This is a genomic window from Pseudomonas sp. HY13-MNA-CIBAN-0226 (assembly GCF_040310305.1).
GTDB lineage: Bacteria > Pseudomonadota > Gammaproteobacteria > Pseudomonadales > Pseudomonadaceae > Aquipseudomonas > Aquipseudomonas gregormendelii.
Genome location: NZ_JBEOPS010000009.1, coordinates 20,834 through 42,598, shown reverse-complemented (window position 1 = coordinate 42,598; position 21,765 = coordinate 20,834). Strand labels below are relative to the sequence as shown.

General features: G+C 57.7%; 15 protein-coding genes. 11 read left to right on the top strand and 4 right to left on the bottom strand.

The genetic code is table 11. From position 1 onward, the window contains the following. The first annotated feature begins 277 nt into the window (after positions 1 to 277). The 4 genes from AAEZ05_RS11610 to AAEZ05_RS11595 all read left to right on the top strand — a co-directional run bounded on the left by AAEZ05_RS11610 (position 278) and on the right by AAEZ05_RS11595 (position 6,723). Entirely contained in the window at positions 278 to 2,656 is a 2,379-nt protein-coding gene (locus AAEZ05_RS11610; RefSeq protein WP_045062070.1) for a hybrid sensor histidine kinase/response regulator, read from the top strand. Between the two features lie 75 nt (positions 2,657 to 2,731). Continuing rightward, complete coding sequence (locus AAEZ05_RS11605) at positions 2,732 to 4,381, top strand: acyl-CoA dehydrogenase family protein (protein ID WP_350647488.1); 1,650 nt, start codon at positions 2,732 to 2,734, stop codon at positions 4,379 to 4,381. A gap of 129 nt (positions 4,382 to 4,510) precedes the next feature. Next, positions 4,511 to 6,010 (top strand): AMP nucleosidase, encoded by a 1,500-nt coding sequence (gene amn, locus AAEZ05_RS11600; RefSeq protein ID WP_177328595.1) that lies wholly within the window; start codon positions 4,511 to 4,513, stop codon positions 6,008 to 6,010. Positions 6,011 to 6,081: 71 nt separating this feature from the next. Further along, the gene (locus AAEZ05_RS11595; RefSeq protein WP_350647486.1) at positions 6,082 to 6,723 is read left to right on the top strand and encodes a pseudouridine synthase; all 642 of its coding nucleotides are present in this window, start codon (positions 6,082 to 6,084) and stop codon (positions 6,721 to 6,723) included. On the opposite strand, the gene AAEZ05_RS11590 is transcribed toward AAEZ05_RS11595, so the two are convergent. Together AAEZ05_RS11590 and AAEZ05_RS11585 are read right to left on the bottom strand one after the other, a co-directional pair. After that, positions 6,718 to 6,927 carry a DUF2788 domain-containing protein gene (locus AAEZ05_RS11590; protein ID WP_045062067.1) on the bottom strand — a complete coding sequence of 70 codons (210 nt, stop codon included), beginning with the start codon at positions 6,925 to 6,927 and terminating at the stop codon, positions 6,718 to 6,720. The genes AAEZ05_RS11595 and AAEZ05_RS11590 overlap by 6 nt on opposite strands. Positions 6,928 to 7,142: 215 nt before the next feature. Further along, positions 7,143 to 7,622 (bottom strand): Lrp/AsnC family transcriptional regulator, encoded by a 480-nt coding sequence (locus tag AAEZ05_RS11585; RefSeq protein WP_045062103.1) that lies wholly within the window; start codon positions 7,620 to 7,622, stop codon positions 7,143 to 7,145. Positions 7,623 to 8,037: 415 nt separating this feature from the next. Here AAEZ05_RS11585 and AAEZ05_RS11580 point away from each other — a divergent pair, with 415 nt between their 5' ends. Further along, positions 8,038 to 9,099 carry a DUF6515 family protein gene (locus AAEZ05_RS11580; protein WP_350647483.1) on the top strand — a complete coding sequence of 354 codons (1,062 nt, stop codon included), beginning with the start codon at positions 8,038 to 8,040 and terminating at the stop codon, positions 9,097 to 9,099. On the opposite strand, the gene AAEZ05_RS11575 is transcribed toward AAEZ05_RS11580, so the two are convergent. Next, positions 9,084 to 9,989 carry a cation diffusion facilitator family transporter gene (locus tag AAEZ05_RS11575; protein ID WP_045062064.1) on the bottom strand — a complete coding sequence of 302 codons (906 nt, stop codon included), beginning with the start codon at positions 9,987 to 9,989 and terminating at the stop codon, positions 9,084 to 9,086. The two genes, AAEZ05_RS11580 and AAEZ05_RS11575, sit on opposite strands and share 16 nt — an antisense overlap. Before the next feature lie 26 nt (positions 9,990 to 10,015). Continuing rightward, positions 10,016 to 10,435 (bottom strand): periplasmic Zn2+ metallochaperone PmcY, encoded by a 420-nt coding sequence (pmcY, locus tag AAEZ05_RS11570; protein WP_045062063.1) that lies wholly within the window; start codon positions 10,433 to 10,435, stop codon positions 10,016 to 10,018. Positions 10,436 to 10,545: 110 nt separating this feature from the next. Between pmcY and hrpB (AAEZ05_RS11565) the strand changes: the two genes are divergently transcribed. From hrpB (AAEZ05_RS11565) to hrpB (AAEZ05_RS11540), 6 genes are all read left to right on the top strand, one after another. Next, entirely contained in the window at positions 10,546 to 13,035 is a 2,490-nt protein-coding gene (hrpB, locus tag AAEZ05_RS11565; protein ID WP_350647481.1) for an ATP-dependent helicase HrpB, read from the top strand. Positions 13,036 to 13,117: 82 nt separating this feature from the next. Then, positions 13,118 to 14,608, top strand: a complete 1,491-nt coding sequence (locus AAEZ05_RS11560) for a site-specific integrase (protein WP_350647479.1) — start codon at positions 13,118 to 13,120, stop codon at positions 14,606 to 14,608. Further along, positions 14,598 to 16,487, top strand: a complete 1,890-nt coding sequence (locus tag AAEZ05_RS11555) for a hypothetical protein (RefSeq protein WP_350647477.1) — start codon at positions 14,598 to 14,600, stop codon at positions 16,485 to 16,487. Before AAEZ05_RS11560 ends, AAEZ05_RS11555 begins: the two co-directional genes overlap by 11 nt. Continuing rightward, positions 16,487 to 18,538, top strand: coding sequence for an integrase (locus tag AAEZ05_RS11550; RefSeq protein ID WP_350647475.1), 2,052 nt, complete (start codon positions 16,487 to 16,489; stop codon positions 18,536 to 18,538). Before AAEZ05_RS11555 ends, AAEZ05_RS11550 begins: the two co-directional genes overlap by 1 nt. 2 nt (positions 18,539 to 18,540) lie before the next feature. Then, positions 18,541 to 18,972 carry a hypothetical protein gene (locus AAEZ05_RS11545; protein WP_350647473.1) on the top strand — a complete coding sequence of 144 codons (432 nt, stop codon included), beginning with the start codon at positions 18,541 to 18,543 and terminating at the stop codon, positions 18,970 to 18,972. Positions 18,973 to 19,153: 181 nt separating this feature from the next. Further along, positions 19,154 to 21,676, top strand: coding sequence for an ATP-dependent helicase HrpB (gene hrpB, locus AAEZ05_RS11540; RefSeq protein ID WP_350647471.1), 2,523 nt, complete (start codon positions 19,154 to 19,156; stop codon positions 21,674 to 21,676). Positions 21,677 to 21,765: the final 89 nt, after the last annotated feature.

Below are 21,765 nucleotides of genomic sequence, written 5' to 3'. Positions count from 1 at the left end.
CGAGCTTACCACCAGTCACTCGACTCATGACAGTGGACTCTGTAGCAGCAGGGCCGCTCCCACAGTCGGCATGAGGGGGCAACCGCTCTAGCTCAATAGATAGCGCTGCAAAGCCCGTACTAGAGCCTTTCGAGTATATTTTTCAATGGTGTTCATTGGCCACTAACGGCTATGCTAGAGTGGATCCAAATCAATAACAGGTAATACCGGTTTTACGTCTACTCAAAGGGAATGAGGGGCTTCCTGAGATAACCGGACCGGCCACGCTGGGGCTTAGATGCGCTATTTGCTGATGTTGCTGCTCTGCTTGCCCCTTTTGGCGAGCGCAGTCGAATTCGACGAGAACACTCAAAGCCTGCCATTGGGCCGAACCCTGCAAGTGTTCGAAGACGCGGGCGGGCAAGCGACCATTGCCGACGTCCGCGCCGAGGATGCCGCAGGACGGTTCAAGCCCCACGATAATGCCACCCTCAACGCCGGCTATTCGCGTTCAGCGTTCTGGCTGAAAATCGACTTGCACTATCGTCCGAAGAATCCAGCGGCGCAAAGAACCTGGCTGCTGGAACTGGCCTACCCGCCCCTCGATCATCTGGATCTGTATTTACCCGACGCTGCTGGCGAATACCGACTGGTGCGCCAGACCGGCGATGCCTTGCCTTTCTCCACCCGCGAAATTCGCCAGAACAATTACCTGTTCGATCTCGATTTCACCCCCGACCAGGCGCAAACCCTGTACCTGCGCCTGCAAAGCGAGGGGTCGATCCAGGCGCCGGTGACCTTGTGGTCCAGTACCGCGTTCCTCGAAGAGCAACCGCTGCGCCTGTACGTGCTGGGCCTGATCTACGGTGTGTTGCTGGGGATGCTGGTCTACAACCTGTTCATCTACCTGAGCGTGCGGGACACCAGCTACCTCTATTACATCTTCTATATTGCCTCGTTCGGCTTGTACCAACTGTCGGTGAACGGTGCGGCCGTGCAATATTTCTGGCCGGACAGTCCATGGTGGGCCAATGCCGCCACGCCGTTCTTCATCGGCTGTTCCGGGTTGTTTGGCAGTCAGTTCGCCCGCAGCTTCTTGCAGACGGCCACCCACAGTCGCTGGCTCGATCGCTTGTTGCTGGCGCTGGTTGTGTTTGGCGCAGTGGTCATTGGTTTGTCCCTCATGACCAGCTACGCCCTGGCCCTGCGCCTGGCCACGGCCCTGGCGCTGACTTTCACCGTGGTGATTTTTGCCGCAGGGATCTTCGCCTGGCTGCGCGGTTTGCGCGTGGCGCGGTATTTCATCATTGCCTGGTCGGCCTTTTTGCTCGGCGGCATCATCAACACACTGATGGTCCTGGGTTACCTGCCAAACGTGTTCCTGACCATGTATTCCAGTCAGATCGGTTCGGCCATCGAAGTGGCACTTCTGTCCCTGGCGCTGGCCGACCGCATCAATGCCATGCGCGAGCAGCAGGCGCAGACCCTGTTTGATGCCGGGCAGAAGCTCGAAGTGCTGAACCAGCAACTGGCCCACAGCAACCGGCTCAAAGACGAATTCCTCGCCACCCTGACCCACGAGTTGCGCACGCCCATGAACGGGGTCATCGGTTCGCTGGAGCTGATGCAAACCGTCGAGATGGATCCGGAGCTGGAGCAGTACCAGCAAACAGCGGCGGGATCTGCCCGGGACATGATGCGCATGGTCAACGGCATCCTCACGTTGACCGAGTTGCAGGCCGGCAGGCTTTCGGCCAGCGCGGCGTCGTTCAGTTTGCGCAGCGTGATCGAAGCCTTGCGCGTGCAGTTCGAGGGCAATGCCCTGAGCAAGTTGCTGGACTTCAAGGTCGATGTGACACCCGGCCTTCCGGACCGCCTGCACGGTGATAGCGCCAAGCTGACGCAATGCCTGGAATGCCTGCTGGACAATGCGATCAAGTTCACCCGGGTCGGCGGGCTGGCGCTGCGCGTCACAGGCAAACCCGCGCAACCTGGAAGAATGGCGCTGTGTTTTGCGGTGATTGATACCGGTATCGGTTTTACCGACCTGGGGGAGGCGACCATGTATCAGCGCTTCTTCCAGCTCGATGGCTCAATGACCCGCGAGTATGGCGGGCTGGGCGTGGGTCTGGCCATTTGTCGGCAGCTGGTCGAGTTGCTTGGGGGGCGACTGACGCACCGTTCCGAGCCCGGTCGCGGCAGTCGGTTCCAGCTGGATGTCGAATTTGAACTGTCAATAACGCAATCCCCGCCTCGCACCTCACAGCATTACTCGCGCCTGCGCCAGCCGCGAGATTGCAAGGTGCTGCTGGTGGATGAGAACACCGTCAACCAATTGGTTATCCGCGGCATGCTGCTCAAGCTCGGGTACCAGGTGCGCACGGCCGACAGCGGGTCCGCGGCACTCGATTACCTGCAGCGGGAGGCGTTTGATGCGGTATTGCTCGACTGCCAATTGCCGCCATTGAACGGCATGTCTGTCAGTAGCCAGATCCGTACGCTGGCGGGCTGCGCCGAGCTTTCGGTCTTCATGATTGCCTTGAGCATTGATCGCGAGCACTGCACCGGCGCCAGTTTCATCGACTACTTGAGCAAGCCGGTGAAGTTCGAGGATTTGCAGGCAGCACTGCAACGCCGGGTGCTGGGTTTTGAGCAGGGCGAAAGCGCCGCCAATTAGGCAGGTATGACACTTTGAACGGTCAGGGGGCAGTGCTTAACTGAAAACCCCTTGGCCGACCAAAGGAGCCCCGTCATGAACCTGCATCAGTTCGCCGAAACCCACGAAGTCACCAACCAGCCACCGTCGCTGGATGGCGCCAACCTGTACCGCGTGGATTTGCCGCTGCAGCAATGGTCGCGGCATTTTGGCGCCGGCTGGGCCGAATCGCGCATTGATGCCTACGGTGCGTTGGCCGGTGGGCCGCTGATGGCAGCCGGGTTCCTGGCCAACGAGAACAAGCCGGTATTTTCCAGCCACGACCGATACGGCCATCGCATCGACCTGGTGGAATTTCACCCGGCCTATCATGAGTTGATGCGCACGGCGGTCGAGCATGGCCTGACGTCGTTGCCCTGGGCGCAGCCGCAGCCGGGAGCGCACGTTGCCCGCGCTGCCATGACCTATCTGCATAGCCAGGCCGAAGCCGGTAGCGGTTGCCCGCTGACCATGACGTTTGCCAGCGTGCCGGCCCTGCGCCTGCAGCCAAATCTGGCTGACATCTGGCTGCCGAAAATCCTCGCCACCGAATACGATCCACGCAACATCGGCATGGCGCACAAGGCGGGCGTCACCATCGGCATGGCCATGACCGAGAAACAGGGCGGCACCGATGTTCGGGCCAACACCACCAAGGCTTATCCGGTTGGCGCCAGTGGGCCGGGCCAGGCGTACGAACTGGTGGGTCACAAGTGGTTCTGCTCGGCGCCGATGTGCGATGCGTTCCTGACGCTGGCCCAGACCGACAAAGGCTTGACCTGCTTCCTGTTGCCGCGCCATCGCCCGGACGACACTCGCAACCAGTTCTACATCCAGCGCCTCAAAAACAAGCTCGGCAACTGCTCCAATGCCTCCAGCGAAGTAGAGTTTCGCGGCGCGCTGGCGTGGATGGTCGGCGAGGAAGGGCGCGGGGTGCCGACCATCATCGAGATGGTGGCCATGACTCGCTTTGATTGCATGGTCGGTTCCAGTTCGCTGATGCGCCAGGCCTTGACCCAGGCGAGCCATCACTGCGCGCATCGCAGCGTCGGGGGCAGGCTGCTGAATGAGCAACCGCTGATGCAGAATGTGCTGGCGGACCTGGCCCTGGAAAGCGAAGCGGCCCTGGCCTTGAGCCTGCGCATGGGCCGCGCCCTGGATCATTTGGCTGACGATCATGAAGCAAAATTCGCCCGGCTGGTGACCGCCGTGGGCAAGTACTGGATCTGCAAACGTGCACCGGCCATGATCAACGAAGCCGCCGAATGCATGGGCGGTGCGGGGTATGTCGAGGACAGCATCCTGCCGCGCCTGTACCGCGAGGCGCCGGTGAACTCAACGTGGGAAGGCTCCGGCAACGTGCAGTGCCTCGACGTGCTGCGGGCGTTGTCGAAAGAGCCCGGCGTGCTCGATGTGCTGTTCAATGAATTGGGCGATGGCCATGGCGACAAGCGCCTGGCGGCGCATATCCAGCGGCTGCACGCAGCATTCAAGGACACGGGCGATATCCAGTACCGAGCCCGCCAGCTCACCGAGGACATCGCCCTGGGTTTGCAGGCCAGGTTGTTGCTGGAGGCGGGTAATGCTGCCGTCAGTGATGCGTTCATCGCCAGCCGACTCGGCTCGAACGGCCGCGTGTATGGTGCGCTGCCACGCGGCCTGGAGGTAGAAGCGATCGTCGCCCGATCAACCCCGCAGATGATTTGAAGGGCAAAAGATCGTCCGAACGCGGCCCGAGCCTTCGGCAGCTCCTGCGGGGATTCGCGATTCTTCAAGGAGCTGCCGAAGGCTGCGATCTGTTTTTCACTGTTCCCGTCCGACGACGATGCAGGCAAGATGAAGCTCTGCAAGTCAGAACACAGGATGCTGATCGTGACCGAAGCTTTTATTGTCGTTCAAACCGCCGAGCAAGCCGTGGATCGGCTTGCGCTCTTGCACGAACGTGCAACCACTGCGCTGAATCAGGCGCTCAAGCGTTACCTCAAGGATCGTATAGAACCGGACGCCGAACAGCGTGCGATGTTTCGTTATCCCGAACTGCGTCTGACCTATCACTGCCAGGGCGAAGTGCCGCAGACCACCCGCGCCTACGCCAAGGTTCAACTGCCGGGCACTTACAGCGTCACCGTCACTCACCCTGCGGCGTTTCGCAAATACCTGCTCGAACAGCTGGTGCCGCTGATGCATGACTTCACCGTGACCGTGGAAGTCGGGATCAGCCAGCAGAACATTCCTTATCCGTACGTGGTTGAGCAAGGCGACGAGCTGGCGGGGTCCGGGGTAACGGCTGCCGTCCTGGCACGCGTGTTCCCCAGTACCGACCTGTCCGCCGCCACCGATGGCATTGCCGACGGCCTGTACGACTGGGAAAACACCGACCCGCTGCCACTGGCCCTGTTCGACGCCGCACGGGTGGATTTCTCCCTGCGTCGCCTGGTGCACTACACCGGCAGCGACTGGCGCCATGTGCAGCCGTGGATCCTGCTGACCAACTACCACCGCTACGTCGACCAGTTCATCGTGCATGGCCTTGAGCAGTTGCGCAGCGACCCGCGTTTCGTGCGCATGGTACTGCCGGGCAACGTGATCATTGAAAAGAGCATGGACCACGGCGAGGCATCGGCCATTGCCGCAGGCGTGGTGTGGCATCGCTACCAGATGCCGGCCTATCACCTGATCGCCAGCGATGGTCATGGCGTGACCCTGGTGAATATCGGCGTCGGCCCCTCCAACGCGAAGAACATCACCGATCACCTGGCGGTACTGCGCCCGCATTGCTGGCTGATGATCGGCCACTGTGGTGGCCTGCGTCAGTCCCAGACCATCGGCGACTACGTGCTGGCTCACGCCTACATGCGGCGCGACGGCATTCTCGACCGGGTGGTGCCACCAAATATCCCGATTCCGGCCCTGGCAGAAGTGCAGATGGCCTTGCAGCAGGCGGCGGCGAACATCACTGGCGAGAAGGGCGACGAGCTGAAGAAGCGTCTGCGCACCGGCACCGTACTGACCTATGACGACCGTAACTGGGAACTGCGCTGGGCCCAGGAGCGTCCGCTGATCAACCTGTCCCGCGCCGTGGCGGTGGACATGGAAAGCGGCACCATTGCCGCCCAGGGCTATCGCTTGCGGGTGCCGTATGGCACGTTGCTGTGCGTTTCGGACAAGCCGCTGCACAGTGAAATCAAGCTGCCGGGCTCGGCGAACGCGTTCTACGAGCGTGCGGTCAGCCAGCACTTGAAGATTGGCATCGAAGCGGTGGACCTGTTGCGCACCGAACTCAACTCGCTGCACTCGCGCAAACTGCGCAGCTTCGACGAGCCGCCGTTCCGCTGATTGTTCTCATGGTCATTTGGCGGTCAGGGCACTAGCATTAGCAGCCCTGACCGTTAGATGTTCTCTTCGCCATGTCTCGTCCCCCACGTCCTGCTTCCCGCCGCCCCGGTGCGAACCTTGCGCCATCGGCTTCGGCCCCGCGCCGGGTCGCCAAAGCGCCGCCTGCCGAACCCCGGCTGATCCTGTTCAACAAGCCATTCGATGTGCTGACTCAATTCAGCGACGGCGAAGGGCGGGCGACGCTCAAGGATTACATCGAGATACCCGGCATATACCCGGCCGGACGTCTGGATCGCGACAGCGAAGGCTTGCTGTTGCTGACCAATGACGGACAGCTGCAGGCGCGCATCGCCGACCCGAAACACAAGCTGGCCAAGACCTACTGGGTGCAAGTGGAAGGCGAGCCGAACGCTGTGCAGCTGCAGCGCTTGCGCGATGGCGTCGAGCTCAATGACGGCATGACCTTGCCCGCCCAGGCGCGGCAGCTGGACGAGCCGCAGCTTTGGCCGCGCAACCCACCCGTGCGTTTTCGCAAGAGTGTGCCCACCAGTTGGCTGGAACTGGTGATTCGCGAGGGCCGCAACCGCCAGGTGCGGCGCATGACGGCTGCCGTGGGTTTGCCGACCTTGCGTCTGGTGCGCGTCAGAATTGGCGACTGGTCGATCGAAGGGCTCGATCAAGGCCAGTGGAAGGAAGTGCCGGCGCGTTTATAAGGCGCCGGATTCGATCAGGCCGATCACCACACTCTTGATGACGAACGCGGCCACACCCAGGCCCAGCACGAAGAACAGAATCATTGAACCGAAGCGGCCGGCCTTGGATTTCTTCGCCAGATCCCAGACGATGAAACCCATGAATATGATCAGGATGGTGACCAGTCCGGTCATCATCCACTCTTCGAATACGGCAGGATCCATCGAAACTCTCCGGCGTGGACGCGGCTAAAATTGCGGGGGGCGAGTATACGCCACGCAAGGTTCGCGCAGCATTGACCTGCGTCGGTGTGCCGCAGTCATTGGTCGCCTTCGCCGGCCCTATCGCTGGCAAGCCAGCTCCCACAGGGTTTGTGCTCGCTCACAATCGTGAGTTCAACACAAAACCTGTGGGAGCGGGCTTGCCCGCGATGGCGTCTTCAACTGCGCAGATGCGTCAAAGGCAGTTCGGTACTGTTCAACACCTGGTTCAACACAAAACTCGAGCGCACACTCGTCACCCCGTCAATCCGGGTCAAGTGCCCCAGCAGCAGCTTCTGGTAGTGATCCATATCCGGCACCACTACCTTGAGCTGATAGTCGGCGTCCATCCCCGTCACCAGGCTGCATTCGAGCACCTGGGGCAAAGTGCGGATCGCCGCTTCGAAGTTCTCGAAGCGTTCCGGCGTGTGCCGGTCCATGCCGATCAGCACGTACGCGGTCAGGCTCAGGCCGAGCATCTTGCGATCCAGCAGGGCCACCTGGCGGGTGATGTAGCCGTCGTCCTCCAACTGCTTGACCCGACGTGAGCAAGGGGAAGGCGACAGCCCTATGCGTTCGGCCAGCTCCTGATTGGAGATGCGCGCATCACGCTGCAATTCCGCCAAAATGCTCAAGTCGTATCGGTCGAGTTTGCTCATCATTCAGGCCTTTATCATAACTATTGCGGCGGATTATCTATCCAGGGTTAAAAATTGCGCAAGTGATGTTTAATTCAGCAATCTTCGCAATCCTCTGCCGCAGCCTCAAGCCTATTCTTATTACCAGAATCACTGCTCGGACAAACAGTCCACTGCAGCTCGCCCAATCAGGCCAGCTGCGGCCGCCACCCCCACCGGGGATGTGCCGGCCTCCGAGCTGCACACTGTCCAGAAGACGGCGTGAGGTGAGCCGACGTCATAAGCGTCGAGCACGGACGAAGTTCTCAAGGGGAGGCCGACGGGTCTCCCTTTTTTAATGCCTGCGAAAAATACTGCGCGACTGATAACCTGTTGCAGAACCGGCCTGTGCTTTCCCAGTCTTACGTACAAGCCCTGAGCTACTGTGAGGAAAAGCATGAAGTCGCGCATCTGGCGTTTGGCCGGTGTTGGTTTGCTGTGCATCAGTGTCACCACCCAGGCGCTGGCTGACGAGCCGCACAATCGGGGGCCTGACGGTGTACAGCAAGGTGAGGGTCACCAGGGTAACAATCCGGGGCGCGGTGGCAACGATCATGCGCAGCGCCCGCAGAATGCGCCTCAGCAGAATAATCAGCCCCGCGGGCAGGGCAACGACATCATTCGTGGCGACAACAGCCGACAGTTCGAGCAGAACGGACAAAATCGCAACGGGCAAAGCCGCCCGCCACCGGATTACAACAGCCCGGTGCGGCCACCGCCGCCTCCACCCCAGTTACCCGCCAATGACCTGCCGATCCAGGGTCGCCCCGACAGCGTGCGCCAGACCCAGCAACCTCAGCGGGGCTATTATCAGGATGTGCCACGGCGCAACGACGGTAACCCGCAGTGGCAAGTCGGCGGGCCGGGGGCGCGTCCCGATGACCATCGTGATGACAATCGCTGGCCCGGTCGCCCGCCTGGGCACGGTAATGGCTGGGGGCCAGGGCCGCAGTATCGTCCAGGGCACGTGATCGACCGCTTCCCGGACCGTGATTATCGTGTGCCCTACGGTGGCCGCGATTACTTCTACTCGGGCGGCTACTGGTACCGTCCACAGGGGCCACGTTATGTGGTGGTGCAACCGCCGCGCGGGATTCGCGTGGGCTACCTGCCCGATTACGCACGCGAGGTGTGGATCGGCGGTTCGCTGCTGTTCCTGGCGGCCGGTTCGTACTACGCCTATCAGGAAAGCACCCGGGATTACGTGGTGGTCGAGCCACCGGGACAACCGCTGCCGCAGTCGGCCAGCAACGGTTACGACGTTGAAGCTTATCCGGCCAATGGACAGTCGCCGGAGCAGGTCAATCAGGACGGCTACGACTGCTACCGCTATGCAGTCGAGCAGAGTGGTTTCGATCCACGTGCCGATACTTATCAGCCGGACCCCTCGGTGGTGCAGATCTACCGTCAGGCCCAGGGCAACTGCCTGGGCAGTCGCGGTTATCAGGTCAAATTCTGAGCGCGGGCCGCTTGCACCACTTCCTGCGGGTCGGCGTGCACCAACACCTCGGCCCGTGGGTAGGCGGCGTGGATGGCATCAGCGGCCTGGTCGCTGATGCCGTGGGCCACTGACAGGGTCAGGTCGCCGGGCAGCTCCAGGTGTAACTGCACGAACCACTGGTTGCCCGAGACCCGGGTGCGCAAGTCATGCGCACCCAGCACGCCCGGTACACTGCAGGCCAGTTCAAGCATGTGCTGGCTGACATCCAGTGGTAGTTCTTCATCCATCAGCACGGTAAAACTCTCCCGGGCGATCTGGATGGCGCTCCACAAGATGTAGGCGGCGATGCCCAGCCCGAACCACGCATCCAGCTGATGCCAGCCGAACGCCGCCAGCACCAGTGCCACCAGGATGCTGCCGTTGAGCAGTATGTCCGAGCGATAGTGCAGCGAGTCGGCGCGCACTGCATTGGAGCCGGTGGCCTTGACCACGCGATGCTGCAGCATCAGCAGCGCCAGGGTCAGTGCCAGGGAGAACAGGATCACCCCGATGCTGATCCAGGCTGCGCCTATCGGTTCGGGGTGCTGCAGCCTGTCACACGCCTGCAGGGCGATCAGCACCGCACTCCCGCCAATGAACAACGCCTGGGCCATACCGGCCAGCGACTCGGCCTTGCCATGGCCGTAGCGGTGATCGTCATCGGCCGGGCGCAGGGCGTAATGCACCGCCAGCAGGTTGAGCATCGAAGTGACGCCGTCCAGCGTCGAATCGGTAAGCCCGGCGAGCATGCTGACCGAGCCGCTCAACCACCAGGCAATGGCTTTGGCGACGATCAGCGTACAGGCCACCGCCACCGAGGCACGGGTCGCCAGCCGCAGCAGGCGGGCGTGTTCGGAGCTTGAGATCATAGGTGCGGCGGTTCCTTGCAACAGGTTTATGCAGCGGGTTGCAGGCCGAACATGGCCAACTGCTGGGTGCTGCCCTTGTGCTGGATCAGGCGTGGATCATCCAGCGGGAAGCTGCGGCCCAGTTCGGTTTCCAGGATGGTCTGCAACTTGCGGTTGTCGACCTTGCCGTCGGCGCCAATCGCTTCCTGGAGCTTTTCCGGAGCGACCTGGGCGGTCTTCCCCGGTTCGAAGTAGATCGCGCCAGTGGCGAAGTCCACGGCGAAGGCGATCAGGCCCGGGACGATGTAGAACAGCAGGCCCACGGCATCGAGCACGGCAATGGCCGGATCGATCTTGCCATCGATCTGACCGCGGCGATCAGGGTAGAAGATCGATCCGCAGGCGGTCACTTGAGTCAGCAGGGTCGCAACTAGAACACCACCAATCAGGCGAAAGGGAGCACGCATATGAATCTCCTTGAGTCATCTGGAAAACGAAGCGTCGTCGGTATGAATTAGGACCGTGAGAAACGCCAGGCAGTTCGCCGTTATACTCGCGCCTCTGTTTGGGAGCCAGCATGATTTCTTTACCGATCGATGAAGTTTTACCCGCCCTGCGTGAAGCTCTGGCCGCACGTCATGAAGCGGTGCTCGAAGCACCGCCCGGCGCGGGCAAGACCACTCGGGTGCCACTGGCCTTGCTCGACGAGCCCTGGCTGGCCGGTCAGACCATCCTCATGCTCGAACCACGGCGTCTGGCCGCGCGAGCGGCGGCGGAGCGCCTGGCCAGTGAGTTGGGCGAGAAGGTCGGGGAAACCGTGGGCTATCGGATTCGCCTGGACAGCCGGGTGGGGCCCAATACCCGTATCGAAGTGGTAACCGAAGGTATCCTCACCCGACGCCTGCAGGATGACCCGGCCCTGGAAGGCGTGGGCCTGTTGATCTTCGACGAATTCCACGAGCGCAGCCTGGATGCCGACCTGGCCTTGGCCCTGAGCCTCAACGGCCGGGAGCTGTTCCGGGAAGACCAGCCGCTGAAAATCCTGCTGATGTCGGCCACCCTCGAAGGCGAGCGCCTGGCCGGCTTGCTCGATGATGCGCCGATACTGCGCAGCGAGGGGCGCATGTACCCGGTGGCGATGCGCTGGGGCAGGCCGTTCCAGGCGGGTGAATTCATCGAACCGCGGCTGGTGCAGACAATACTTGAAGCCTTGAACGATGAAGCCGGCAGCGTCCTGGTGTTCCTGCCCGGGCAGGCGGAAATTCGGCGGGTGCATCAACAGCTGGCCGATGCGCTGGGCGACAGTTCCCAGGTTTTGCTCTGCCCGCTGCACGGCGAGCTGGACCTTGGCGCCCAGCGCGCGGCTATTGAGCCGGCTCCTGCGGGCAAGCGCAAAGTAGTGCTGGCCACCAACATCGCCGAGACCAGCCTGACCATCGACGGTGTGCGTGTGGTGATCGATGCCGGGCTGGCGCGGGTGCCGCGCTTCGATCCCGGCAGTGGCATGACCCGCCTCGACACCCAGCGAATTTCCCGTGCCAGTGCCACCCAGCGTGCGGGCCGGGCCGGGCGCCTGGAGCCGGGGGTGTGTTATCGCCTGTGGTCCCAGGATCAGCACGAACAGCTGGCGGCCTATGCCAGTGCGGAAATCCTCTCGGCTGACCTTGCCAGCCTGGCCTTGCAACTCGGTCGCTGGGGCGTAACGCCCGGGCAACTGGTCTGGCTCGACATCCCGCCGGCCGCCGCCTATGCGCAGGCGCAGGATCTGCTGCAACGCCTGGGCGCTCTGGATGGCGAGACGCTGACCCGCCACGGCCAGGCCATGGCCGAGCTGCCGGCGCATCCACGTATTGGTCATTTACTGTTGCGCGGCCAGGACCTGGGGTTGGCTGACATGGCCTGCGACGTCGCTGCTCTGCTGGGGGAGCGCGATATCCTACGCGGCGCCGGTGCCGATCTGCATAGCCGGTTGGTGCTGTTGTCCGGCGCAGAACGCGCCGCGCGTGGCGCCCAGGGCGGCGTCCAGCGTGCGCGGCAACTGGCACGGCAGTATCGCGGCTACCTGCGGGGCAAGGCGACGCAGGCGGTCAGTGATCCCGAACATCCACGCTGGCTGGGCGCGTTGTTAGCGCTGGCCTATCCCGACCGCGTGGCGCAGCAACGCCGTGCCGGCGGCGCCGAGTATCGCCTGGCCAACGGCCGGGCGGCGCTGTTCGCCGAAGCGGACAGCCTGATGAAGCAAGCGTGGCTGGTAATTGCCGACCTGGGCAGTCGCCAGGGCCAGCGAGAGGAACGGATTTACCTGGCGACGGATTTTGATCCGGCGCTGTTCGACTCCGTGCTGTGCGAGCAAGTGCGCGTGGTCGACCAGCTTGACTGGGATGAGCGCGAGGGCGTGTTGCGCGCCGAGCGCCAACGCAAGGTTGGGGAACTGATCCTCAGCCGCGAGCCGTTGACCGGCCTGGATGAAAGCGCCCGGAGTCAGGCGCTGGTCAACCTGGTGCGGCGCAAGGGCCTGGAGCTATTGCCGTGGACCCCGGAGCTGCGCCAGTGGCAAGCGCGAGTGGCGCTGCTGCGCCAGCTGGATCTGGCGGGGAAGGGCGAGAGCGAATGGCCGGACGTCAGCGACGCCGCATTGCTAAAAAGCCTTGAACACTGGCTGATGCCGTATCTGGGCAAGGTTTCGCGGCTGAGCCATTTCAGCAACCTGGACCTGTCGAGCATCGTCCACAACCTGTTGCCCTGGCCGCTGCCGCAACGCCTGGACGAGCAGGCGCCGCATCACCTGAACGTGCCGTCGGGCTCGTCGATCCGCCTGGATTACAGCGAGCAGCCACCGATCCTGGCGGTACGCTTGCAGGAATTGTTCGGTCTGTCGGACACCCCGCGCATCGCCGGCGGCAGGCAGGTGGTGAAACTGCACCTGCTATCCCCGGCGCGCCGGCCGGTGCAAGTGACCCAGGACCTGGCGAACTTCTGGCGCAGTACCTACGTCGAGGTGAAGAAGGACTTGAAAGGACGATACCCCAAGCTATCACGCAACGTTCATGGATTGCCTTGCTCATGAAACGTTTGTGCATTGACATTTTGATTTTAAAATAATCATGCAACGTGTATCATTGACAGATAGCCCGGATTGGATGTGAGCTTTGCCTGCTTTTGTAAACCAAAACCACTCGACACGTTTGGTGGTAATCCCCCAAGTAACTGAAGCATTTGCCGATCTCTATTTTGGAATAGAGCCTAACAATTCTGTGCCTGTTGAGATTGTTGGAGTAGATCATAATATCCCTGGATTTCAAGTTAATGAATCTGTCGGGGACTTCGTAGATCGAAGTGTATTCAACTTGCCGTTTCTATTCCGCCGCAACGGTGCACCATGGGTTGAAGCCAATTCTTTTCTGCTTGATATCGTAAAAAACAAACATGCACACAATCGGCCAACTGACGATGCTCAGCGCAAGGCTAGTCGCCTGTTAGACTATTTGATTTTTACTGAAGACAACGGAATAGATTGGCTGGATTTCTCGGCGCGGAGAATTACGCAAAGGCCAACTTATCGCTATCACTTGCATTTGATGGGAGTGAGTACGCGTGGCGCTCAAGTGGCTAACCAATACACTGGAGTGGTTTATCAGTTCTACAAGTTTGTCTCTCGCTACTGGCATCCTATTGATATTGAGCGAGTTGATACCGTACAGCAGATAAGGATCTTTGTTGAAAATACCTACGGGCAGAGTCGTCAAATAACTGTTGAGAAGCGAAGCCAGACGCAGACGTATAATAAGACCAGAGTAATACCTATGGGCTTTGTTGACGATGAGGGCGAGTGCCTGCGTCCCTTGACGAACCTAGAGTTAGCAAGTTTGGTGGATGTAATAAATTCCGATGGATGGGACGCCCAAGAGCGGCTGGTAATCCTTTTCGCCCTGATGACTGGTGCGAGGAAGCAAACTGTTCTGACCCTGAGGGTTAAACATATTGAAGCGCTAATGAAAGGGCCGCTTCAGCCTGAAGGCACATACATCTTGAAGGCTGGGCCCGGTACTGGAATTGATACCAAAAACAGCAAGTCACAGACTCTATACGTCCCAAAAGATCTTGCCGAGGATCTGCTAACGTATGTTAGAAGTCCCTTTGCCAAGAGCCGTCGAAATCGGTTCAGCCAAGGCTACGCTGCTAGTTACCCCAATCTTGAGCCTATAGCCCAAGGTGATGAATATGTGTTTCTGTCTGAGCGAGCTAACTGCTATTACATGGCAGAGTCTGATCCCCGCTATCGCTTCGTCAAGACCCCGCCTATGGGCGCTGTAGCTGATACCCTCAAGAAAAAACTGATGCGATCCGTTTCCGCAGAATTTCCTCCTGACTTTACCTATCACTGGCTCCGAGCAACCTTTGCTTATCAACTCTATCAGCGCCTAGTTCCAAGGCTTGAGGATCGCCGACTGTTACCTGGTGAAGAGATTTCCATTATTCAAGCACGGCTTCATCATGAGCGACGTGAAACTACGGAAAATTACTTGAAGCTCTTTACTATGATCCCAGAAAAGCTTAAGGCTCAAGAGGATTATGAAGGTGCCTTATTCGAGATGTCATCTTATCGTGATCTGATTTTGGTTGACCGCAATGCAGGCTAATTTTACATCGCGAAAAATTAATGCGGTTGAATTATTTCATGTCGCGCAGCAGGAGCATATTCTTCATCCGGAATCGCTCGCCCTGAAATTGAAACATCGTGCGAATCCTCTAGACGTGGGAGGCCTAGCCTACTCCAAACGGAAGAAGGTCAAGGGTTTTTTTTGGGTTGATAAAACCTCCATCGTTCCTAGCCGTAGAGGGTTTTTAATTGCGTTGCTGGATAGATATAGTGTCCAAGGATCTAGCGACCGGAGCATCAATACTGAGTTTAAGATTGTTGAGTACGCTCTCGACTGGTGTGATTCTAATGGTTTTAGCGATGTATTATGCAGCGCGGAGGCTGCTCGTGCCAGCTACGTGAGCTATACGAATCATCTGTTTCAGTCTGTTCTGGGTGCAGATGGATTGAAGCCGAATACTGGGTCACTGTATCAGTGGGGGCTTAAACGTGCGTTAGAAGTGCAATTTCCTCTGGAGGCTGAATATATAATCACGGGGGTTCCTACAATACAGCCCAATCGAGAAGGTCTAGAGCCGCCAGAAGAGCGCCATGTCCGTCAGTATGTCGATATAACTTTGGTAATTGCATTCACGTTCTCAAGGTTTCTAACCAGTGGCGCAAAATATCCGTTAAGGTTTGAAACTAACTACTACCATACCTATATTTTTCCTGGTAACGGAAAATTCATCACCCCTCTCACCGAGGGAAAGCATGGCTCGATGGCTTATGATTATAAAAATGGCCGTATCAAGAGTATTGATGAGTTAGTGCTGGAACGGCCTGATCAGGCATTGTGGACTATTAAGGAGGCAGTAGAGACCGGTAACAAAGCCATAAGTGATGGGAATTCTGAACATCTACATCAGTTTAGAATGCGACTAGCGTCTGTGGCTATGAGGGCGTTTGCCTGTCTCATCAACATGGTAGTAGGTGCGAACTCTGGCGAGCTTGTTCAATTTTTGAATGATGATGCAATTGGGTTGATAAAGTCACCATTGAAAAATGAGCTATCTGCTATAAAGCTCCGGGCCAAAGGGCTAGAGGTGAGTTATTCAATCGGGCGTGGGCCTGGTATGGAAATTTTGCGAGAATACCTTAAGTTTCGTGAATGGATTCTCAATGGTCGAGAAACTGAATATCTTTTCTTTCAGGCATGGAGCCGTGAAGGAATTCACGCTACCCCTAATCCCTTGGAGAATGAATTTTCCAGCAAGTTCTTTACTATCCTGAAAGGCGTTTTTCTCCCGGAAGGAGTTAGTAATATTCCTCCTCGCCTTGTTCGAAAGTACAAAAGCCTCATTCTTCACCAACTACGACACTCGCCACTGTTGGTCAGCGCGGTGTTAAATCATAGTGTACGCACGAACACCGAACGTTATTCTGGCATTACGGTTTCTGGGCAGAGTGATGAATATAGCAGATATTGGGCTGCAGTAAGGAAAACCGCTGAGCGGGTTAAGAATTCTGCTGATATTCCAGGTGTCTCAACTGTCGTTGGTCATTGCGGGGCTATGGACAGTCCGCAGAAAGATATTCCCGTTGTGGCTATTGAGCCAGACTGCAAAACTCAATATGGATGTCTGTTTTGTGTCCACTACCTTCTCCATTCGGATGAGGTAGATATTCATAAACTTCTGAGTTTTTTGTATGTGATCGAAGGCGTGAGAGCCAATGCTCCGAATTTTCAATTCTCTGAAGAGGTTTTCAAGGATTTGGTTATTCGAATTAATTTCATCCTAGAGGGTATTTCCTCGCGGTCAGATGAGTCGGCTGCTTTGGTAAAAGCAGTCAAGAAAAAAGTCTTTGATCTTGGAATCCTGACAGTCTTCTGGGAAAAGCGGCTGCAGCGATATGAAAAGATGGGTATCTATTTCTAATGGAAGTTTTTCGCAACAGCGACATGGTTGAGCAGCGAATTGCAGCGACAGCTTCGCAAATTCCAGTTGAGCCTTTTTGGAGGCCTTCGGCAGACTTCGTTATTTGTCGGGATGACAGGGGACTGCCTACGGCTGTCTACAGTGGCCCTATTTGGGATCTTAGTCCTATTAGGCTCATGGCAAATCGTATTCAGAAGATTTCCTTTGAGAGCATTTTCGAAGAACCCAATTCTGAGCAATCTGCCTTGGTTGAAGAGGTTAGGTATCTTCTCTTTTGTCTCCTTTTCTATGTCCAGGCAGGTCGCCTTGGCCGAGTTAGTGCTGAGACATTGGTCAAGTATTTTGTGGCGCTGCGTCGTGCTGCAAGGTACTGTTCTGATCTTAAATCCAACCCGCTGATTGGCGCTTTGAGTCTCCAGCAACTGCTTACAAATCCCGTCTATCTCGACGGTTACAGCCATTGGATGGTGAGGAATAAGATTGGGCGGATGGAAAGAAAGACCACGCGTGCCCTGTTAAAGCACATGGTCTCCATGGGAGAGCAGCGTCTCGGATACAAGATCCAAGGGGTCTTTCATTTGAAGTTCGGTAGTGATGATGGGAGGGACAATCAAACGCCAATTATCCCGACCAGGATTTATCTTGGGATAATCAATGCTACCGGCGATGTAATGAATGACCTTTATGAGAAGAGGGACTCGATTGAAGAGTTCATCAAGGCATTTTTGAATCCTCTCTATGGCTATACGCGAAAAAATCAAAGTAAGTTTTCGCCTGGCTTGGAACGCTACGAGCCGGATTTCAATGAGGCTCTTCGAATACATGGCGTAGATCAGATCTTTACGGGTGATCTGGCTTGCGTGGGTAGGAATAATTTGTCTGGAGGGATTCTAAAGATCCAATGGATCCTCAAGACAGTTATCCATCTCTATACGGGCATGCGCGATCAAGAGGTCATGCGGTTGGTTTACAACTGTATTGATTCAGAGGACATTGTAGCTCCAACAGTAAACGAGGATGGTGTTACCGTCGACAACGCGATGACAGTTAAGGTGCTGTCGACTACGACCAAGTATACGGGCTATCGCAAGGCTGCTTCGTGGCTGGCTACCGAAGAGGTGGTTCGCGCGGTCGAGATTTTACGCTCCATCTGTCGTGGTGTGTCGAGCCATTTCAATATGCCACCTGATGATATGCCCTTGTTTTTGACGCCAGGTATCTTCAGCGTCAGCTCTAACAATGTCGTTAAAGTTGCGGAGTTGGATCCAGGTAACAAGCCAAAGCTCTTGACTGAAAGATTCATTATCACTGAAGCTGACTTTCAAGAATTGCAGGCTAGTGATCCGGGTCGGGATTTTAGTCAAAAGGCAAAATTCAGGGTTGGATCGCCATGGCCATTTGCGAGCCATCAGTTTCGTCGATCCTTGGCATTCTTTGGGAGTAATAGTGGATTCATATCCCTTCCAACTCTTCGGAAGCAGTTTAAGCATCTTACGATGCAGATGAGTCGCTACTACACTAATAATTTTGATAAGCTCAAAACTATCTTTGGTTATTACGATGAAGAGGCGAAAGACTTTGTCCTGCCAGAAAACCATGTGTTGTTCGAGTACCAAACAGGTGTGCCGATGAGCATTGCATATGACTTGCTCGATCATGCTTTTGGTAGTGATGCCCCGATTTTTGGTGGGACTGGTACTTACATCTCCAACCAGCGCAAGAAAATGGAGCAGGGCGATATTCATATCGCTGACATTCGCAGGGAAACCGAAAAACTGGCTGCGGAAGGGAAAATCTCCCACAAAGTAACGCTGCTGGGTAGCTGTACCGCTGTCGATAGGTGCGATTCGTATTTGCTGGGCGATGCGTCATCTTGCTTGTCCTGCAAGGACGGGATTATTGACAAATGCAAGCTTGAAGGTGCTATCAAGGATGATGAGGCAGATCTTGCTTTGTATGAGCCTGGCTCTGGTGAATATCAAGTGGTCGAAGCGGAGCTGGACAGCTTGAAGAAATTCCACCAGAAATTTATTGCTGTTGTAGAGGTGTGACCGTGGCTGCTAAAGGTATAGATAGATGCCGAGAGGGCTTTGAGAGGATCAAGGCTGGGACGCCTCGGGTCGCGGCGCATGTTGGCTTGGATCCTACGAAAGTCACCGCTGGCATCGTGAGCGTGGAGAGTGGCTTCGACCGTGGCTACCTCAAGAAAGATCGTCCCAATCATCAGCCTTTGATCGCCGAGATTGAAGCCTACCGCAAAAGCCATGGCACTGAGAGCACTTCCAAGGCGTTACAGGTCAAGCGTGCTAATGACAAGGCGGCGAATGCCTTAGCAGAGTTGGAAATTGCACGTTCTCAGCTCTACCAAGTCATGGCACAGAACGTCCAGTTGGTCGAGCGTGTGCGCCACCTTGAGGAGCTACTCAAGATTCACAATAACGTCGCTGAGGTGAATGGTGGCCAGAGGCAAAAAACGAGAGTTTAAGGTAAAAGCGCCTGCCCCTTCTTACCTGGATAGCCTAAGCGGTCAGTGGCGTTTGCAGCTGGCCGCTCCCTCTTATCCTTGCTTCAATACCATTTTCTAGTTCAAATGCTCGCGAGTTTCCTGGATTGAATCGCTGCTCCACGCCCTCCGCGTATACTGCTCCCTTGCTTTGGGAGCCTCGATGATTTCTCTACCTATTGACCTCGTATTGCCAGACCTACGAGAAGCCCTGTCCAACCGCCACGAAGTTATCCTTGAAGCTCCTCCTGGTGCAGGCAAGACCACTCGAGTGCCCCTAGCGCTACTGAACGAACCTTGGCTTGGTGACCAGAAGATCATCATGCTCGAGCCCCGTCGATTGGCCGCTCGGGCGGCTGCTGAGCGTTTGGCGAGTGAGCTGGGTGAGAAGGTTGGTGAGACTGTCGGCTACCGCATTCGCCTTGAAAGCAAAGTAGGCCCGCGAACCCAGATCGAAGTGGTCACCGAAGGTATTCTGGCTCGCCGGCTCCAAGACGACCCTGCACTGGATGGTGTAGGCGTGGTCATCTTTGATGAGTACCACCTTCGAAACCTTGACTCTGACCTTGCACTGGCTCTGTGCCTGAGTGCCCGCGAACTACTGCGCGATGAGCCCCCGCTCAAGCTGCTCCTGATGTCCGCCACGCTGGAAGGTGCTCGCCTTTCAAAGGTGCTGAATGATGCGCCTGTGGTCACCAGTGAAGGGCGGATGTATCCAGTCTCAACGGTTTGGGGCAGCCCATATCAGCCGGGTGAGCGAATCGATGCGCGAGTCACGGACACCTGCTTGGCCGCCATCAATGAGCAGTCAGGAAGCGTTCTGGTTTTCCTTCCTGGGCAGGCAGAGATTCGACGGGTGGCAGAGACACTCAAAGAGGAGTTGAGCAGCCGTCCAGAGGTGATCGTATGCCCGCTGTACGGTGACCTCGACCTGAACGCTCAGCGTGCTGCTATAGACCCGGCGCCCAAGGGCTCCCGGAAGATCGTACTGGCCACGAACATCGCCGAGACCAGTTTGACCATCGAAGGCGTCAGGGTCGTGGTGGACAGTGGTCTTGAGCGAGTGCCGAAGTTCGATCCTCGTAGCGGGATGACTCGACTCGACACACAGCGTATCTCGAAGGCCAGCGCTACTCAGCGTGCAGGACGGGCAGGGCGACTGGAGCCAGGAGTCTGCTATCGCCTGTGGTCGGAATCGCAACACGAACAAATGGCCGGCTACAGCATATCTGAGATCCTGCAGGCGGATCTCGCAGCGCTGGCACTCCAGTTGGCCCGATGGGGAATGAAGCCTGAGGAAATGACCTGGCTCGACCAGCCTCCATCAGCTCCCTTCGCCCAAGCCAGAGACCTGCTGAAGCGCCTGGGCGCACTCGACGATGCTGGACAGCTAACACCACACGGATCAGCCATGAGCGAGCTCCCAGCGCATCCACGGATCGGTCACATGCTCATCAAAGGCAATGCGATGGGCCTGGATGACTTGGGTTGCAACATCGCGGCGCTGTTGGGTGAGAAGGACATCCTGCGTGGAGCCGGTGCCGACCTTCACACTAGGCTGAGTGCCTTGTCAGGCGAGCAGCATTTACGTCGAAGTGGCGGTTCCCTCCAGCGGGTGAAGCAGTCTGCTCGGCAGTACCGCTCCCTGCTGCGTGGAAAAGCTTCCAGCCCCGTCAGCGAGCCCGATCACCCAAGATGGGTAGGGTGCCTACTGGCGTTCGCCTACCCTGACCGAATCGGCCTCCAGAGGCGTGCAAGTGCATCCGAGTACCGTCTCTCCAACGGTCGGGCTGCTGTGTTCTCAGAGCCCGATGCTCTTACCAAGCACGAGTGGCTGGTGGTGGCCGATCTGGGTAGCCGGCAAGGACAGCGTGAGGAGCGGATCTACCTGGCGAGTGACCTCGATCCGGCCCTGTTCGATGACGAACTGGCTGACCTTGTGAGGTCTGTCGACGAGGTTGACTGGGACGAAAGGGAAGGGGTGCTCAAGGCTGAGCGGCAGTTGAAGGTTGGGCAACTCATCTTGTCGACGACAGCCCTGCCGAGTCTTGATGAGCAAACCCGTTCGTTGGCCTTGGTCAACCTAGTGAGGCGCAAGGGAATCGAGCTTCTGCCCTGGAATCCTGAGCTGCGGCAGTGGCAAGCGCGGGTCGATTTGCTGCGTCAGCTTGATATCCAAAATGGCCAGGCGGCAAGCAAGTGGCCCGACCTCAGCGATATCAACCTCCTGGATACACTTGAAGAGTGGCTCACCCCGTACCTGGGCAAAGTTACCAGGCTCAGCCACTTCAGCCAGTTGGATCTGTCTTCGATAGTCAGAAATCTCCTGCCTTGGCCGCTTCCGCAAGAACTGGAGGCTCAGGCTCCTCAGACAATCCAGGTGCCTTCCGGCTCGAGTATTCGTATCGACTACTCGCAGCATCCACCAATCCTCGCTGTGCGGCTGCAGGAGCTTTTTGGCCTGGCCGAAACACCTCGCATAGCTCAGGGAAAACAACCGCTGGTTCTGCATCTCTTGTCGCCGGCCCGGAGGCCTGTACAGGTGACCCAGGATCTCGCCAATTTCTGGCGCAGCACCTATGCGGAGGTGAAGAAAGATCTCAAGGGTAGATACCCCAAGCACCATTGGCCTGAAGATCCATTGGTGGCCGAGGCGACTGCCAGAGCGAAGCCTAGGAAGCCCTGAGGTTTGGGCGTGCCTGTCGGACGGCTGTCGTGAACCAAGCCGCCTTGGCGTCTTGGCCCTGCGGGCTTCCATCCTCACGCCTTCAGCCA

Bases quoted from the DNA above. Each gene is read 5' to 3' on its own strand.
- AAEZ05_RS11610 (WP_045062070.1), top strand. From the start codon at position 278: ATGCGCTATTTGCTGATGTTGCTGCTCTGCTTGCCCCTTTTGGCGAGC.
- AAEZ05_RS11605 (WP_350647488.1), top strand. From the start codon at position 2,732: ATGAACCTGCATCAGTTCGCCGAAACCCACGAAGTCACCAACCAGCCA.
- amn (WP_177328595.1), top strand. From the start codon at position 4,511: ATGAAGCTCTGCAAGTCAGAACACAGGATGCTGATCGTGACCGAAGCT.
- AAEZ05_RS11595 (WP_350647486.1), top strand. From the start codon at position 6,082: ATGTCTCGTCCCCCACGTCCTGCTTCCCGCCGCCCCGGTGCGAACCTT.
- AAEZ05_RS11590 (WP_045062067.1), bottom strand. From the start codon at position 6,927: ATGGATCCTGCCGTATTCGAAGAGTGGATGATGACCGGACTGGTCACC.
- AAEZ05_RS11585 (WP_045062103.1), bottom strand. From the start codon at position 7,622: ATGAGCAAACTCGACCGATACGACTTGAGCATTTTGGCGGAATTGCAG.
- AAEZ05_RS11580 (WP_350647483.1), top strand. From the start codon at position 8,038: ATGAAGTCGCGCATCTGGCGTTTGGCCGGTGTTGGTTTGCTGTGCATC.
- AAEZ05_RS11575 (WP_045062064.1), bottom strand. From the start codon at position 9,989: ATGATCTCAAGCTCCGAACACGCCCGCCTGCTGCGGCTGGCGACCCGT.
- pmcY (WP_045062063.1), bottom strand. From the start codon at position 10,435: ATGCGTGCTCCCTTTCGCCTGATTGGTGGTGTTCTAGTTGCGACCCTG.
- hrpB (WP_350647481.1), top strand. From the start codon at position 10,546: ATGATTTCTTTACCGATCGATGAAGTTTTACCCGCCCTGCGTGAAGCT.
- AAEZ05_RS11555 (WP_350647477.1), top strand. From the start codon at position 14,598: ATGCAGGCTAATTTTACATCGCGAAAAATTAATGCGGTTGAATTATTT.
- AAEZ05_RS11550 (WP_350647475.1), top strand. From the start codon at position 16,487: ATGGAAGTTTTTCGCAACAGCGACATGGTTGAGCAGCGAATTGCAGCG.
- hrpB (WP_350647471.1), top strand. From the start codon at position 19,154: ATGATTTCTCTACCTATTGACCTCGTATTGCCAGACCTACGAGAAGCC.